Source organism: Streptomyces sp. NBC_01268 (assembly GCF_036240795.1).
Taxonomy (GTDB): domain Bacteria; phylum Actinomycetota; class Actinomycetes; order Streptomycetales; family Streptomycetaceae; genus Streptomyces.
The window spans coordinates 7,626,452-7,642,124 of the sequence record NZ_CP108454.1; the positions used below are offsets into that span (position 1 = coordinate 7,626,452).

The 15,673-nt window shown below is 72.6% G+C and carries 9 protein-coding genes and 2 pseudogenes; 3 read left to right on the top strand and 8 right to left on the bottom strand.

Translation table 11 applies throughout. The features are described 5' to 3' along the window. Window positions 1–38: 38 nt before the first annotated feature. From OG309_RS34130 to OG309_RS34140, 3 genes and pseudogenes are all read right to left on the bottom strand, one after another. A complete protein-coding gene (locus OG309_RS34130) occupies window positions 39–2,360 on the bottom strand; it encodes a M9 family metallopeptidase (protein WP_329426900.1) in 2,322 nt (773 codons plus the stop codon). A gap of 162 nt (window positions 2,361–2,522) precedes the next feature. Then, window positions 2,523–2,918 (bottom strand): DUF6766 family protein, encoded by a 396-nt coding sequence (locus tag OG309_RS34135; RefSeq protein ID WP_329426902.1) that lies wholly within the window; start codon window positions 2,916–2,918, stop codon window positions 2,523–2,525. A gap of 61 nt (window positions 2,919–2,979) precedes the next feature. Next, a pseudogene (locus OG309_RS34140) lies at window positions 2,980–3,279 on the bottom strand (hemerythrin domain-containing protein); the annotation flags it as partial. Window positions 3,280–3,456: 177 nt separating this feature from the next. On the opposite strand from OG309_RS34140, the gene OG309_RS34145 reads away from it, so the two are divergent. The 3 genes and pseudogenes from OG309_RS34145 to OG309_RS34155 all read left to right on the top strand — a co-directional run bounded on the left by OG309_RS34145 (window position 3,457) and on the right by OG309_RS34155 (window position 6,761). Next, window positions 3,457–4,710: a cytochrome P450 gene (locus OG309_RS34145; RefSeq protein ID WP_329426904.1), complete on the top strand. Its 1,254-nt coding sequence runs from the start codon at window positions 3,457–3,459 to the stop codon at window positions 4,708–4,710. Window positions 4,711–4,799: 89 nt separating this feature from the next. Continuing rightward, a pseudogene (locus tag OG309_RS34150) lies at window positions 4,800–5,267 on the top strand (SRPBCC family protein); the annotation flags it as partial. 390 nt (window positions 5,268–5,657) lie between these two features. Further along, entirely contained in the window at window positions 5,658–6,761 is a 1,104-nt protein-coding gene (locus tag OG309_RS34155) for a glutamate--cysteine ligase (protein ID WP_329426906.1), read from the top strand. On the opposite strand, the gene OG309_RS34160 is transcribed toward OG309_RS34155, so the two are convergent. The 5 genes from OG309_RS34160 to OG309_RS34180 form a co-directional block, all read right to left on the bottom strand. Next, entirely contained in the window at window positions 6,739–8,214 is a 1,476-nt protein-coding gene (locus OG309_RS34160; protein ID WP_329426908.1) for a GH1 family beta-glucosidase, read from the bottom strand. The genes OG309_RS34155 and OG309_RS34160 overlap by 23 nt on opposite strands. 175 nt (window positions 8,215–8,389) lie before the next feature. Beyond that, a complete protein-coding gene (locus tag OG309_RS34165; protein ID WP_329426910.1) occupies window positions 8,390–9,469 on the bottom strand; it encodes a DUF1996 domain-containing protein in 1,080 nt (359 codons plus the stop codon). A gap of 52 nt (window positions 9,470–9,521) precedes the next feature. Next, complete coding sequence (locus OG309_RS34170) at window positions 9,522–11,708, bottom strand: discoidin domain-containing protein (RefSeq protein WP_329426912.1); 2,187 nt, start codon at window positions 11,706–11,708, stop codon at window positions 9,522–9,524. Between the two features lie 126 nt (window positions 11,709–11,834). Further along, a complete protein-coding gene (locus OG309_RS34175) occupies window positions 11,835–14,021 on the bottom strand; it encodes a discoidin domain-containing protein (protein ID WP_329426914.1) in 2,187 nt (728 codons plus the stop codon). A 247-nt stretch (window positions 14,022–14,268) separates the two neighbouring features. Further along, window positions 14,269–15,639, bottom strand: coding sequence for a GH1 family beta-glucosidase (locus OG309_RS34180; RefSeq protein WP_329426916.1), 1,371 nt, complete (start codon window positions 15,637–15,639; stop codon window positions 14,269–14,271). Window positions 15,640–15,673: the final 34 nt, after the last annotated feature.

The window sequence follows — 15,673 nt, forward strand, 5'->3', positions numbered from 1 at the left end:
GACGTCCGCCGGTGCCCGGTGGGCACCGGCGAACCGGTTCACCTGGTCTGCGTGGAGAGGCTCACCCCGCTGAAGTCCTGCGCGGCGGCGAGGCTGAAGTAGACCCAGCCGGCGGGCGGGTTGTCGATCGTCAGCGTCTCGCCGTTCCCGGAGTTGGTGGACTTCGCCTGGTAGGCGGTGGTGGTGGCCCAGCTGCCGCCGCCGTAGTAGAGGTCGGCGTTGCCGGTGCCGCCGCTGCTGGTGATCGTCAGCTGCTTCACGCCGGCCGGCAGGTACACGAAGTGGTAGCTGTAGTTCCCGGTGGCGGCGGAGAGGCCGTCCCGGCGGCAGTTCTGGTCGAACTGACGGGTGTCCGCGATGGTGCAGAGCGGGACGGCAGCGGCCGTCGAGGCGTCCGGCAGCGTTCCGCAGCCGTTGGTCGCGCAGTCCGTCGACAGCCAGGTCGCGAAGTCGGCGTCGTAGCGGGTGCCGATGGTCTGCTTCAGGACGGCACGGGCGCCCGTCCAGTCACCGGAGCGGTACTTGCCGAGCACGGTCTGGACGTCCGCGGGGTGCTTCTGCAGCATGTAGCGGACCGCGAGCCAGCCCCAGCGGTAGACCCGGTTCGAGTTGACCTCGGGGTCCTCCTCCTGGCCGTAGACGGTGTCGAAGAGGTCGCTGAGCTTGTACGTGTTCTTGGCGGCCTCGGCGATCGCGTCGGAGTTGCGCTCGTTGCGGTAGCCGTACGAGATGTTCTCGGCTATGCCCTCGACCCACCAGATCGTCGGCGTGACGATGCCCGCCTCGAAGTCGCCGTACATGTTGTAGCGGCCGTCGAGGTAGTGGGTGTACTCGTGGTTCAGGTTCCAGATCTGGAAGTCCGGGCGCAGCCAGCTGGCCTCGTGGGCGATGAAGCGGGCCTGGTTGCCGGGGACGGCCGGGTTGCCCTCCTCGTACATGCCGCCGTTGTCGACGTCGATGTTGTAGATCGCCCAGGCGTACAGCGCGTACTGGGTGTAGTCGTCGAAGGCGACGACCTCCAGGTTGGTGTTCACGTCACCGGGGATCGCGCCCTTGTCACCGATGATCCGGTGGAAGTAGGCGTCCTGGTTGACCAGGCTCGTGCAGGTGCTCGCCAGCTGCGCGGGCGACATGTCCTGGGCGCGGATCGTGAGCTCGGGGCCACAGGTGTGCTGGATCGGCAGGACCAGCGGCAGCACCCGCTCGCCCAGGTCGCAGATGGCGTACGCGGCGCAGTTGCCCTTGTCGTACTGGCGCGTGGCCCAGCCCAGGTTCATGGTGATCGGCGCGGTGGGGCCGACGTTCGGGTACCGGTTGATCAGGTTCTTCAGGAGCGGGCGGACCCGGTCCTTGAGCTCGGGGACGTCGAGGGCGTAGCCGAGGTAGCGGCCGACGTTGCTGACGACGTCGAGACGGTTCAGCTGCGCCTCGTTGCGCGTGATGAAGCCGGCCCAGGTGTCGAGGATGGCGGGGTCGGCCTTGAGGGCGGCCCGCCAGCCGCGGGCGTCGTTCTTCGCCTTGAAGCCGTTCTCGACGACCCACTCGACGTGCTGCATGGTGAGGTTCATCTGGCTCGGCCACGTGCCGTCGTAGCCGCCGAGCAGCCACTTCACGACACCGGCGTAGCGGCCGGCCTCGTGGGTGCTGTCGATCAGCGTGACGACCTCGTTGAGGATCGCGCCGTTGGCGTCGGTGACGTCCTTGCTGCGCGGGGCGGCGAAGAACGCGTCGAGCGCGCCGCGCGCCGCGCCCTGCAGCGCGGTGCCGTAGTCGCCGACGACGTCCGCGTTGTTGTCCTGCACGTAGTAGCCGGCGCGCAGGAACAGGACCAGCTGCCCGACGGAGGCGCTGTTGTCGCCGGTGTAGGTGGCGGAGCTGTCGCGCAGCGCGTTGGCGACGGTCACCATCTGGGCCTCGCGGAAGGTCTTCCGCGCGTCCTCGCCGGTGAGGCTGAACAGGGGGTACGTACAGGTGATCTGCGGGAGCGCCTTGAGCTGCTGGACCAGCGTGCTGCCCGTGGAGTTGATGACGCCGGAGAGGTCACCGCACGCGTCCGCGGCGGCCGACGCCGACTTGCTCGCCTTGAGGGCGGGGGCCGCGACCGGGCCGGACTCCTCGGCGCCGTCCTGCGAGGAGAGCCGGAAGCGCGGGTTCTTGCTGATCGCGTTCGGCGACTTGGGGACCGGGATCGCCCGCGGCGCCGGGGCCGCGGCGCCGTGCGCCCGCGCACCGGCCGGAGCGGTGTCGCCGAGGGCGGCGGCCTGGCCCTGCGGGGCGAACAGACCGAGCGTGATGAAGACGGCTGCGCCGAGGACCGGAAGTCTTCGCGCGCGGGTCTTCGCTGTCCGGAAGGGATGCATCTGTGGGGGCCTCCGGGGCCGTTGAGGCCACGTGCTGGGTAACACGGGCAGTCGACATGTGACGTGTAAAATTTCACATGTCGCATTGTTCTGGAAGCCCTCTGGCCGGATTCCTTTTCCGGCTTCGTGGAAAGCCCCGGCTCAATGCCCCGGTATGGCTCTTTAGCTGGCGCTATGTGGCAGACGCCGTTGCGCGGGTGCCGAGCGGGAACCGCCGCCCCGGCGAGCCGAGGCGGCCCAGGAGACGGGCGGGAGGAGGTCGCGCAGCTGCCGCTCGTTGCAGGCGGCGGTGCCGACGATGGACTGGGCGAGCCAGGAGAGCAGGAACAGCAGGGCCATCGCGGTCCCCGGGGACCGCGAGTACAGGTGCTGCCGCCGGCCCTTCGTCCCCGCCCAGCGCGGCGAGTCGGCGTGGGCGTGCGCGCCGATCTCCTGCTCACCGTCGCTCTCCGGACCCGCCTTGTGGAGCTCCTTGGACTCGGGCGAGCCCCCCCCGCGACCTTCCACCCGCGACGCGTCGGCCCCGCACCCGGACAACAGGAGGGCCGTCAGCGCCACGCCCAGGACCGCCGCCGCGCTCCTCCCGCGGGGCCCGCGGGAGGAGCGCCGGCAAGGACCGTCACTCGCCCGCGCTCGGCACCGCGAGGGGAGCCCGGGAAGCCCTGCCCTTCTCGGCCTCCAGCCGCTCGCCGAGCTCGGTGAGCCGATTGCGCCCCATCGCCTTCCGTACGTCGGGGAACCACTCCTTCTCCTCTTCCTCGACGTGGTGGCGGACGTTCTCGATCAGCACGGTCGTCTTGGCCTCGAAGCGTTCGTCGGCCGCGTCCATGTCCTGGAGCTCGGAGAGCGTCCACACCACGGCGTGGTGCTCCTCGATGCTCTCGAGGATGTGATCAGTGGTGTCCGGAGCGGCCTCGCGGGCGGCGGGATAGCCCTCCCGGCCCCGACCGGCGGCCGGCCGTCTGTGCCTCCGCGGCTACCCCGGCACACGTCCCGCAACGGCATCGGGTGCCTCGGGGGCCGGGCCCGCCACGAAGGGGCGGATCACGGCCGCGCGTCCCCCGTTACGCGGCGCATCTTCGGGTAGCCGCACCGCATGACCCCTCCCAAGCCCTTCGCGGCTCCCCTGCACGACGGCACCCTCGGCGCGCTGGCCCAGGGGTACGCGTGGCTTCCCGACCGGATGCGGTCCGTCGACGGCGCGGTGTACCGGACCCGCCTGCTGGGCAGGCCCGCCATCGCCGTCCGGGGGCCGGAGGCGGTGCGCTTCTTCTACGACGAGGGGCATGTCGTGAGGAAGGAGGCGCTGCCCGGACCCGTTCTGGACACCCTCTTCGGGCACGGGGCCGTGCAGAGCCTCGACGGGGAGGCGCACCGGGCCCGCGAGGTGCTGTTCCCGGCCCTCCTCAAGGACGAGAGGGGCATCGCGGACCTGGACGCCCACGTCAGGCGCCGTTGGCGCGAGGCGGCGGCAGCGGCGGCCCGGCACGGCGACCCCGTCGTGCTGTTCGACGAGGTCGCCCAGGTCCTGGCCCTCGCCGTGCGTGACTGGGCGGGCCTCCCCCTGTCCGACGCGGAGACCGGGGAGCTCGCGCGCGACTGCACGGCCATGGTCGACGGTTTCGCCACCCCCGGTCTGCGCCACCTGCGAGCCCGCAGGGCCCGGACCCGGCAGGAGACGGCGCTGGGTGCCCTCGTCGACGCCGTGCGCGAGGAACCGCCGCCGGCCGTCGGCCGGCCGACGGTGCTGGAAGAGGTGGCGCGGCACCGGGACCCGGACGGCACGCTCCTCGACCCGCACACGGCGGTGGTGGAACTGCTGAACATCGTCCGCCCCACGATCGCGATCGCCTGGTTCGTGACCTTCGCGGCGCACGCCCTGCACCGCTGGCCGCATCATCGGGGGCTGCTGCGCGCCGACCCCACCGGCGTGCATGCCGTGGCCTTCGCCCATGAGGTGCGGCGCTTCTACCCGTTCGCGCCCTTCGTCGGCGGTCTCGCCGCCCGGGACCTCACGTGGCAGGGCGAACGGATCGAAGAGGGCGCCATGGTCCTGCTCGACCTCTACGGGCAGAACCACGACCCGGATTTGTGGGACCACCCCTACCGCTTCGACCCGCACCGTTTCGCCGGTGCCCACCGACCCCCCGACCGGCTCGTGCCCCAGAGGGGAGGAGACCCGGCCCTCGGGCACCGCTGCCCCGGCGAGGACATCACCGTCACGCTGCTCGCGACGCTCGTGGGCGAACTGGCCCGGCTGGAGTACGCCGTCCCCGACCAGGATCTGACCATTCCCCTGTCGAGGGTGCCGACCCTCCCCCGCAGCGGCCTCGTCCTCCGCTTGCCGTGACGAGGCGATCGTGGGATTGATCCGCATTCTGGCGGGTACGCGCGCAGAGATCCCGATTGGTCCTTGAGGAAGCGAAGGAGGAAATGATCGTGAGCATGGTGGAGCAGACGATCGACGTGGATGTCCCGCTGCGGAACGTCTACAACCAGTGGACCCAGTTCGAGGACTTCCCGCACTTCATGGAGGGCGTGGAGGACGTCCGGCAGATCGACGACAGCCACTGCCACTGGAGCACCAAGGTCGGCGGAGTCCGGCGCGAGTTCGACACCGAGATCATCGACCAGCTCCCGGACGAGCGCATCGCCTGGCGCACCGTGGGCGGCGACGTCAAGCAGAAGGGTGTCGTCACCTTCCAGTCGCTCGACCCGGACCACACGCGGGTACGGCTGGCCATGGACATGGACCCGCAGGGCATGACCGAGAAGGCCGGCGACGCGCTCGGCTTCCTGGACCGCCGCGTCAAGGGTGACCTCAAGCGGTTCAAGGGCTTCATCGAGGAGCACGGGCACGAGACCGGCCAGTGGCGCGGCCGCATCCGCCCGTCCGACAGGACGTCGCCCGGCGGGATGGCGACCGGCGGGCCGCCCTCCGGGCAGACGCCCCCCGGTGGGATGACCCCGGATCCGCTGCGGGACGGGGGCCCCATGGGCGGTGGCACGACGGGTCAGCCCGGGCCCCGCCCCGCCCCCGACACCTGGCAGCTGCCGCCGGGGCCGGGTGACCCGGGAATCCGCTGACGCCGCCGCGTTCCCCACCCGGACGACAAGGCGTCCGACGGGGCGAACCAGACCCTGCCCGTGCCCGCCCCGCCGGACGCCGAACGCCGGACCGACGCGGGCGGCCGCGGCAGGGCCTGACAGATCCGACGGGCCGCCGTAGGCATCGGCCGGGCCGGGCTGGGCAGACGCTCACCGGTGGGTCGCGCCTCACGTAGTACAGGAGCACCGATGCGCACCGTCGGAGTCGAAGAGGAACTGCTGCTCGTCAGCGCCACGACCGGGGCGCCGATCGCCGTCTCGTCCGCGGTGCTCGCCGCCCTGGCGCTCGGCGGTGACGAACACGCGCGGGGCGTCTTCGAGAAGGAGCTGCACCAGGAGCAGCTGGAATTCGCCACCCGTCCCCTGAGCGACATGCGCGAACTGCGCACCGAGATCGTCCGGTGGCGCGGTGAGGCCGCCCGCCACGCGAAGGAGGCGGGGGCGGGGGTCGCCGCCCTGGCGACCTCGCCGCTGCCCGTGGAGCCCTCCAGGAACCTCGGCCGCCGCTACCGCTGGATGGCGGAACAGTTCGCCCTCACCACGCAGGAACAGCTGACCTGCGGGTGTCACGTCCACGTGTCCGTGGAGTCCGACGAGGAGGGCGTCGGCGTGCTGGACCGGATCCGGCCCTGGCTGTACCTCCTCAACGCGATCAGCGGCAACTCGCCGTTCTGGGGCGGCCAGGACAGCGGGTACAGCAGCTACCGGAGCCGCGTCTGGAACCGGTGGCCGTCCGCCGGGCCGTACGAGCCGTTCGGCAGCGCCGAGGGCTATCACGAGCAGGTGCGCGACATGCTGGCCACCGGTGTCCTGCGCGACAAGGGTATGATCTACTTCGACGCCCGGCTCTCCCACAGCTACCCCACCGTGGAGATCCGCGTCGCCGACGTCTGTCTGGACGTGGACACCACCGTGCTGGTGGCGACCCTCGCCCGCGGCCTCGTCGAGACCGCCGCCCGCGCCTGGCGCGAGGGCGCGCCGCCCGCCCGCGTCCCGGTGGGCGTGCTGCGGCTCGCGTCCTGGCGGGCCGCCCGGTCCGGACTCCGCGGGCCGTTGCTCGACCCCCGCACCCTGCGCGAGACTCCGGCCGAGGCGGCCCTGGAGGTCCTGCTCGACCACACCGACGCGGCCCTGCGCGCCTGCGGCGACCGCGACCGGGCGCATCGGACCCTGGCGGCCCTGATCACCCGCGGCGGCGGCGCACAGCGACAGCGCGAACTCCACCGGGACGGCCGGGACCTCGTTGAGGTGGTTCGGGAGTGCGTACGGATCACGGCCGACGCCGACGCCTGACGGTGCCCGTGTCCGCATCTGTGCCCGTACGCGCACCCCGGTCCACGCTGCGGCGCCGAACCCGTCGCGCCGTGTCACGCAGCCAGAGGGCGCTGCGTTTGGGCGTGCGGGACTGGGTCCCGCGGTCGACGCGCACGATGCCGAAGCGGCCCGCGTAGCCGTACGCCCATTCGAAGTTGTCGAGCAGGGACCAGACGAAGTAGCCCCGCACGTCGGCTCCGGCGGTACGGGCCCGGGAGACGGCCGCCAGGTGGGCGGAGAGGTAGGCGGTGCGCGCCGCGTCGTCGACGAAGCCGTCGGCGTCCGGCTGGTCGTCGTAGGCGGCGCCGTTCTCCGTGACGATCATCGGGGTGCCGGGGTAGTCGCGTGCGACGCGCAGGAGCAGGTCGGTGAGGTCGTGGGGCATGACCTCCCAGCCGAGGCCGGTGACCGGGAGGCCGCCGTGCGGGAGGGCCCGGGTGACGGGGAGGCCGCGGGCGCCGGCGGCCGAGCCGTGCTCGTCCACGCCCGAACTGCGCATCGAGCGATAGTAGTTGACGCCGAGGGTGTCGATGGGGGCGGCGATGACCTCCAGGTCGCCGGCGCGGACGGGGATCTCGATCCGGTGGGCGGCGAGGTCCTCGATCAGGTCCCGCGGATAGCGGCCGCGCAGGATCGGGTCGAGGTAGAAGCGGAAGCCGAAGGCGTCGGCCCGGCGGGCCGCCTCACGGTCGGCGGCGGAGTCCGTGGCGGGGCCGCTGGTGCCCAGGAGGTGGGTGACGGCGAGGTCGAGCGGTCGGCGGGCGGCGGCGCGCAGCCGCTGGACGGCGAGGCCGTGCGCGAGGTGCAGGTGGTGGACGGCCCGGACGCCGTCGGCGAGGGAGCGGCCGCCCGGCGCGTGGACGCCCTCGACATGGCCGAGGACCGCCGAGCAGAACGGCTCGTTGAGCGTGGTCCAGTGGGTGACGCGGTCGCCGAGGCGGGCGTGGACGAGCTCGGCGTAGTCGGCGAACCGGAAGGCGGTGTCACGGGTCGGCCAGCCGCCGGCGTCCTGGAGCTCCTGGGGCAGGTCCCAGTGGTAGAGGGTCAGCCAGGGCGTGACGCCGCGGTCGAGGAGCTCGTCGACCAGACGGTCGTAGAAGGCGAGTCCCGCCGGGTTCGCCGGGCCCCGCCCGCCGGGCTGGACCCGGGACCACGAGACGGAGAAGCGGTAGCTGTCGAGGCCGAGCGCGGCGAGGAGGGCCACGTCCTCGGGCATGCGGTGGTAGTGGTCGCAGGCCACGTCGCCGGTGTCGCCGTCCGCGACGGCGCCGGGCACGCGGCAGAAGGTGTCCCAGATGGAGGGGGTGCGGCCGTCCTCGGCGGCGGCACCCTCGATCTGGAAGGCGGAGGTGGCGGCGCCGAGCCGGAAGTCCGGGGGCAGGAGGCCGATCACGGCCTCGTCGTCGGTCGCGGCGTACGGGCTCCACGTCATGGCGTACGGACTCCTCGGAGGGCGTCGGTACGGCCCGGGCGCGCCGTGCGGGCGTCCGGGCCGTACGGGGGAGGGGACGGGAAGAGGCACGGGTGGAAGAGGGACGGGTGACGCGGGCGGGGAGGGGCGCCGGAAGCGGACCGGGCCGGACCGGACCGGACCGGACCGGGAAGGGTCAGGGCAGGCGGTAGTCGGCGCCCAGGACGGCTCCGCGTCCGGGCTGGTTCTGGTCGTAGCCGCGGGCGTCGCACTGGAGGCCGCCCACGACGCAGTGGTCGACGAGGGCCTTCAGGGTGCGGTCCTCCCATGCGTTGAAGAAGTCGTAGTGGAAGGAGTGGCCGCTGCCACTGGAGAGCCGCACCCGTGCCATGTCGCCGGCGACCGGGAAGGCCATCTTGAACTCGACCATCGGCACGGCCACGGGGTGCGACGGCGGGCAGACGTCGTCGTTGGTGCCGGGCTTGACCACGGGGTACGCCATGTGGCTCCGGTGGTCGGGGGTGTCGAGGTACCGGCCGTCCCAGCAACTCGGGGACTGCATGCGGATGTTGAGCTGGGTGCCGGCCGGGCAGTGAGCGGGGAAGTCGACGTTCTTGAAGCTGTCGCCGCACTCCCACCCCTCGACCCAGCCGTCATGGGCGCGGAACTCCTCGGCGGACTGGGTGGGGCTGCCGACGACGAACCGCAGCCCTTTCGGGAAGGGCCGCACGCTCCGGTAGTCGGTGACCCCCGACTTGTAGTAGATGACCTGCGGGCCGACGGGCAGGACCTTCCGGTCGCCGTCGAACAGCGAGGGCATCCAGTACGCGGAGGCGTCGGCCGGTGCGTTGCAGGTGGTCGGGCGGTCGACGAGCGTCGCCGTGACGGAGTGGGCGTTCGTGGTGGTGTTGCCCAGGAACGTGTGGTCGTGCGAGGCGCCGGGCTGCCCCGGGTAGACGATCGGGTCGTCCGGCGCGCTGTGGCCGGCGGCACAGTTGGCCTGGAACTCGTGGAAGTAGGCCGGGGGCGGCACTTCCTGGGAGGGAGTGACCCCGGTGACGGGCGGGTTCGCGGGGATGTAGCCGTCGCCGTCCGGGTCGTCCCCGGAGGGCAGGGCGGAGGCGGCCATGGCGTGCCCGAGGTGCGGGGCGGCGGCCGGGGCGCCGCCGCGGGCGGTCGTGCCACCGGCTGCCGTGACGGCGTCGACGGAGAGGGCGGACACGCCCAGGGCGGTGGCGAGCAGTAAGGCGGACAGGGTACGGCCGCGGATTCTCATCGGACTTCTCCTCAGGTGGTCTGCTGTCCGGGGTTCCTGGATCGGGTGCGGGTCAGGCGTAGATGCCGAGTTCGTACAGCGAGTAGCCCCAGCCGGTGGCCCGGGCGGTGAGCCGGAGGCGTACGTGGCGGGCGGTGGCGGCCGCGTCGATCGTGTCGACGTCGCCGTCGCCGGCGGTCGTGGTGTGGACGGTGCGCCAGGTCGCCCCGTCGTCGGACACCTGGACCTCGTAGGCCCGCGCGTAGGCCGGGTCCCAGACCAGCTGGAGCCGGCTGAAGGAGCGCACGGATCCGAGGTCGACCCGGATCCACTGCGGGTCGCTCCAGTCGCTCGCCCAGCGGGTGGCGGCGTTCCCGTCGGTGGCACGCTCGGGCGGGCAGGGGCAGTCGCCGTACGAGGACTGGGAGGAGGAGGCGGTGGTGGGGCGGCCGAGGGCGATGTTCGTGCCCGCGACGGGCGGCGCGACGACCCGGACGGACCGGGCCTCGATCCCGGCGTTGCCGTGCCCGTCCTCGGCCTGGACGTACACCTTCCACACGCCCAGCTTCTGCGGCGCGGTGACGGCGAACGCGCCGTCGGGGAGGGTGCGTCGGGTGACCTCGACGAGCCGCTTGTCGCCGTCGGCGTAGTTCCCGCTGAGGAAGATCCGGGTGGTGACGGGGTCGCCGTCGGGGTCGCGGACGTCGGCGCGGACGGTGAACTCGCCGCCCGCCGGGGCGGATCCGGAGGGCGTCACGCTCATCCCGCCGATCACCGGTGGTGTGTTGTCGCCCGCGGTGCTGCCGCTGTACGCCTTCTTCACCGCGTAGTACGAGAGGCGCTTGAGGCCGTCGGGCAGGAGGTTGAACCAGACCCCGCCGAAGTCGTGCTCGGTGCCGTAGTGGAAGACGGTGGCGCCGAGGGCCACGCCCCGGTGTCCGGTGACGCAGTTCCAGGCGCGGGTGTAGCCCTCGGCCTTCTGCACGTCCGTGGGCTCGTCGGCGACCCCGTTGGCGTCCTTCGGCGTCTCCCACTCGCCGGCCGGGCCGGTCTCGGTGATGAGGTACGGCTTGGTGTAGCCGCCGTCCGTCCAGTCCTGGCGCACGCCGCAGATGTCGCCGTAGGCGTTCATCGAGTACAGGTCCAGGTCCGGCGCGTTGCGCCGGTAGTACGGCCAGGCGCCGGTCCAGGCGTCCGTGGAGGTCACGGGGTGGTCGGGGTCGATGGTGTGGATCTTCTTGGCGACGTCGTTGACGAAGGTGGTGTACGCGTTGCGCTGCGCTTCGAGCTCGGCGCCGCCGTAACAGTTCTGGAGGCCGAGGACGGACTCGTTGCCGACGTTCCACATGAGCGTCGCGGGGTGGGACCGGTACGTCTCGACCCACTTCGCGACCTCGTCGAGCATGGTGCTCCTGTACGCGGTGTCGGTCACGTAGTTCACGCAGCCGCCGGAGCCGGGACCGCCGCCCGGCTGCAGCCAGAAGCCGTTGATGACGCGGATGCCGTGCGCGGCCGCCGTGTCGAGCAGGGGTTTCGTGCCGCCGTCGGTGCCCCAGGTGCGGAGGGTGTTGACGCCCATCGCCTTCACGTCGGGCATGTAGCGGGCGGCGTCCGCGACGGCCGGACCCCAGGTGACGCCCTTGACGGTGTACGGCTGGCCGCCCGCGGTCAGCTGCCAGTCGCCCTGGGTGCCGGTGACCCGGACCGCCCCGCCGGGCGCGGGCGGCTCGTCGGCGGGGGTGCCGTACACCTGGAACTCCCACAGGGAGTAGCCGTATCCGGTGCCCCGGCGGAGACCGTTCATCCGGACGTAGCGGCCGGTGCCGGAGAGCGTGAGGTCGTCGGTGCCTCCGTCCCCGGCGGTCACGGAGGTCACCGTGTGCCAGTCCGTGCCGTTGTCGGAGAGCTGGATGTCGTACGCACTGCCGTAGGCGGCCTCCCAGGTCAGGACGGCCCGGCTGAGGTCGGCGCGCCGGCCCAGGTCGATCCGGATCCACTGGGCGTCGCTCCACTGGCTGGCCCAGCGGGTGCCGGTGAGGTCGCCGTCGACGACGGCGCCCGGGGCGAAGGGGCCCTCCTCGGAGGACGCGGTGACGGGCCTGCCCTGGGAGAGCAGGGCGGGCGCCGCGCCGGCGGGGGCGGCGGTGAGGGCGGTGAGGGAGGCGGCGAGCAGGGCGCCGAGGGAGACGAGCGAGACGAGGGGCGCTGTCGTGCGGGCAAGCCGGTGACGACGTGGTGCCGTCGGAGTGTGCGCGGACATGGCGGCTCCTGGACGGGCAAGGGGGTGGGGGCCTTCCGGGCGGCCCGCGGGGACGGTCGGCCGCCCGGAAGGGGGCTGCGGGGCCGGCGCCGCGCGGCGTGAGGGGGCGCGGCGCCGGCGGGGCCGTCAGGGGAAGCTGACGACGGTCGAGGGGACGGTCGCGGTGCCCTCGGTGGGGGCGCCGGTGTCGTTGATGACGTGGTTGAACTGCCCGTTGCCGCCGAGCGAGACGGTCAGCAGGCCGTGGAACCTCACGCCGGGCTTCACCGGGGCCTTGAAGCCGTGGTCCTGACGGATCGTCGGGTCGACGTTGTAGTAGCAGTAGCTGCCGAGCCCCCAGCCCTCGTGGGTGGTCACCGAGTCGTCGACGCGGTAGGCGGCGTACCCCTTGGTGGCCCCGTTCTGGACGGCGGCCTGGTTCGGGGCGTCGTAGGCCTTCTCGTTCTGGAAGAACACGGTGCGCCCGCGGTCGCCGTACCACTCGACGTCGTACTTGTTGAAGTGCTCCACGAACAGGCCCGTGGCGAGCACGTCGTCGCCGTTGACGCGGACGCCGTAGTCGGCCCGGTTGGTCTCCCAGCCGACGCCCTCGCCGTGGTCGGCCCGCCAGACCCAGGTGTGGTCCACGAGGGTGTCGTCGTTGTTGACGATGATGCCGACGGTGGCCTTGCCGGCGCCCGCGCCGCCGACCCGGACGTAGACGTCCTGCACGGTGGTGGGGTTGGCGGCGTGGTCGGCGCCGGCGTTCTGCGGGCCGACCTCCAGGAGCGAGGGCGAGTTGACCGGGCCCGCGTCGAGCAGGAAGCCCGCGAGCCGGACGCCGTCGACGTCGGCGACGCGCATCGCGGTCACCCCGTTGTCCGGGACGAGCGTGGCCAGGCCCAGTCCGAGGACGATCGTGTTCGCCCGGTTCACCTCGATCGTCCGGTCGACGTGGTAGACACCGGGCGTGAACAGCAGGTGCAGGCCCTGGGCGAGCGCCTGGTTGAGGGTGGCGGCGGTGGCACCGGGCTTGACGACGTAGAACTGGCTCAGCGGGATCTTCTCGCCCTGGGGCGCGCCGTTCGCCCAGGTGGTGCCGCGGGCGTTGGTCCGCTTGGCCGGGGAGAACACCTTGTACTGGTTGTCCTCCCAGATCAGGTACGGCTTCTCGCGGGAGACCGGGGTGGTGTCGAGGGTGGTGTACCTCGGCTCGGGGAAGGCCTGCGCGGGGGCGCCCTCGGTGCCGGAGAAGACCTGGTTCCAGACGGAGTTGGACCAGCCGCCGATGGAGCTGTCGCGGGTGTACCACTGCTGCTGCGAGTAGTTGCCGACCTGGCCGTCGATCTTCGAGTCGGCGATGTAGCCGCCGCTGGCCCAGCCGTAGCCGTTGGGTGCCAGGTTCAGCCCGCCCTTGACGTGCATGCGGCGGAACGACGAGGCCTGGGCGACGGCCCAGCGGTCCGTGCCGTTCACCGGGTTCAGGGCGAGGCCCTCGGCGCCGCGCCAGAAGTTCTGGGTGGCGTTGCCGTTGAACCAGCCCGCGTCGACGGTGACGTCGCCGTTGATCGTGGTGTCGTCGGGGCGGACGCCGAGACCCGCGATCTGCGTGTAGAAGCCGATCTGGGCGTTGAGGCCGTTGTACGTGCCCGGCTTGAAGAGGAAGGCGTGCCGGCCGTTGCCGAACTGGGCCGACTCCTGCTGCCGGAAGACGTCGTCCAACTGGCCCTGGACGTTCGGCGTGGTCGGGTCGACGACGTGCACGTTGGGGCCGAGGTCGCCGCCGCCGGGAAGGGGCGTGCCGCCGCCGGCCGGGGTGCCGTACACCTGGAACTCCCACAGGGAGTAGCCCCAGGCGGTGCCCCGGACCAGGCCGTTCATCCGGACGTAGCGGCCGGTGCCGGAGAGGGCGATGTCGTCGGTGCCGCCGTCGCCGCCGGTCACCGTGGTGACGGTGCGCCAGTCGGTGCCGTTCTCCGAGGCCTGGATCTGGTAGCTCTTGCCGTAGGCGGCCTCCCAGGTCAGGACGGCGCCGCTGAGCGTGGCGCTCTGGCCGAGGTCGACCTGGAGCCACTGGGCGTCGGTCCAGTCGCTCGCCCACCGGGTCCCGGCGAGGTCGCCGTCGACGGCGCCGCCCGCGGTGAACGGGCCTTCGGTGGAGGAGGCGGTGGCCGGCTTCCCCTGGGAGAGCAGGGCGGGTGCGGCGGAGGCCGTCGCGGCGGGGACGACCGCGAGGAGGCCGCCGGCGAGCGAGGCGACGAGGGCGCCGACGGTGGTCCGTCGGACGGCTGGGACGGGGCGCCGGAAGGCCGGCGGGGACCCGACGGAAGACATGGGGGCTCCTGGGGGGAGGTGGGGGAAGGGGGGAGAGCGTTCTCAGAAACCTTGCCCGGCGGGGGAGTTGGTGGTCAAGGCGTGCGACAAGGCTTTTCTTTTGTCTTTCATTAAGTGTCGATTCCAGCCTTTCCGGAGACCGCCGGAGACCCGCGGAGACCGCGGGAGCCGCGGGGCCGCGGCTCCGCACGCGGACGACCCGCTGCCGGTGAAGCCGGTGGCAGCGGGTCGTCCGAAGGTGGTGGGGTCAGCTGTGGTCCGCCCGATGGGCGCGGATGAGCTCCGCGTACCGCCGGCCGCTCGTCTTGACCGTCCGGCGCTGGGTCGCGTAGTCCACGTGCACCAGGCCGAAGCGCTTGTCGTAGCCGTAGGCCCACTCGAAGTTGTCGAGCAGGGACCAGGCGTAGTAGCCGGCCAGCGGAGCGCCCTTGCGCACGGCGCGGGCGCAGGCCGCGAGGTGCTGCTCCAGGTAGCGGGTGCGGTCCGGGTCGTGCACCTGGCCGTCGGGGCCGACGGTGTCGGGGAAGGCGCAGCCGTTCTCGGTGACGTACAGCTCGCGCACCCCGTACTCCTCGGTGAGGCGCAGCAGGAAGGCCTCCAGGCCGCCGGCGTCGATCTGCCAGTCCATACCGGTCCGCGGCACGTCGGGGAGCCGTACCGCGCGGGCGTGCGGGACGGGCCCCGCCGGGTCGTCGGCGACCGTCTCCGGGAAGTAGTAGTTGAGGCCGTGCCAGTCGAGCGGGGCCGCGATCAGCTCCGCGTCGCCGGGCCGCTCGGGGAGGTCGACGCCGTACAGCTCGCGCATGTCGGCGGGGAAGCCGCGGCCGTAGACCGGGTCGAGCCACCAGCGGTTGGTGTGCCCGTCGGCGCGGCGGGCCGCCGCGACGTCCTCGGGGCGGGTGGAGGCGGGGGCGATGGTGGAGTGGTTGGTGACGAGGCCGATCCGGGCGCCGGGGACGGCGGCGCGGACGGCGGCGGTGGCGAGGCCGTGGCCGAGGAGCAGGTGGTAGGAGGCGCGGACGGCGGCGGTGAGGTCGGTCAGGCCCGGGGCCATCCGCCCCTCCAGATGCCCGATCCAGGCCGAGCAGAGCGGCTCGTTGAGCGTGGCCCACCGGGTGACCCGGTCACCGAGGCGGCCGGCCACGACGGCGGCGTAGGCGGCGAAGTGCTCGGCGGTGGCGCGCTCGGTCCACCCGCCGCGGTCCTGGAGGGCCTGCGGCAGGTCCCAGTGGTAGAGCGTGACGTTGGGGGTGATGTCGGCGGCGAGGAGGGCGTCGACGAGCCGGTCGTAGAAGTCGAGCCCGGCCGCGTTGACGGGGCCGTCGCCACCGGGCAGGACGCGGGGCCAGGCGATCGACATCCGGTACGCGTCGGTGCCGAGCTCCTTCATGAGGGCGATGTCCTCGGGCCAGCGGTGGTAGTGGTCGCAGGCCGTGTCGCCGTGGTCCGCGTTGTCGATCTTGCCGGGGGTGTGGCTGAAGGTGTCCCAGATGGAGGGGGCCCGCCCGTCCTCGGCGACGGCGCCCTCGATCTGGTAGGCGGAGGTGGCGGTGCCCCAGGCGAAGTCGGCAGGGAAGGCCCCCAGGTCGAGCGTGCGGTGGTGAGTGGATTCGGACACGGGGCACCTTTTCGTGACGGGCCGGAGGGCGGCG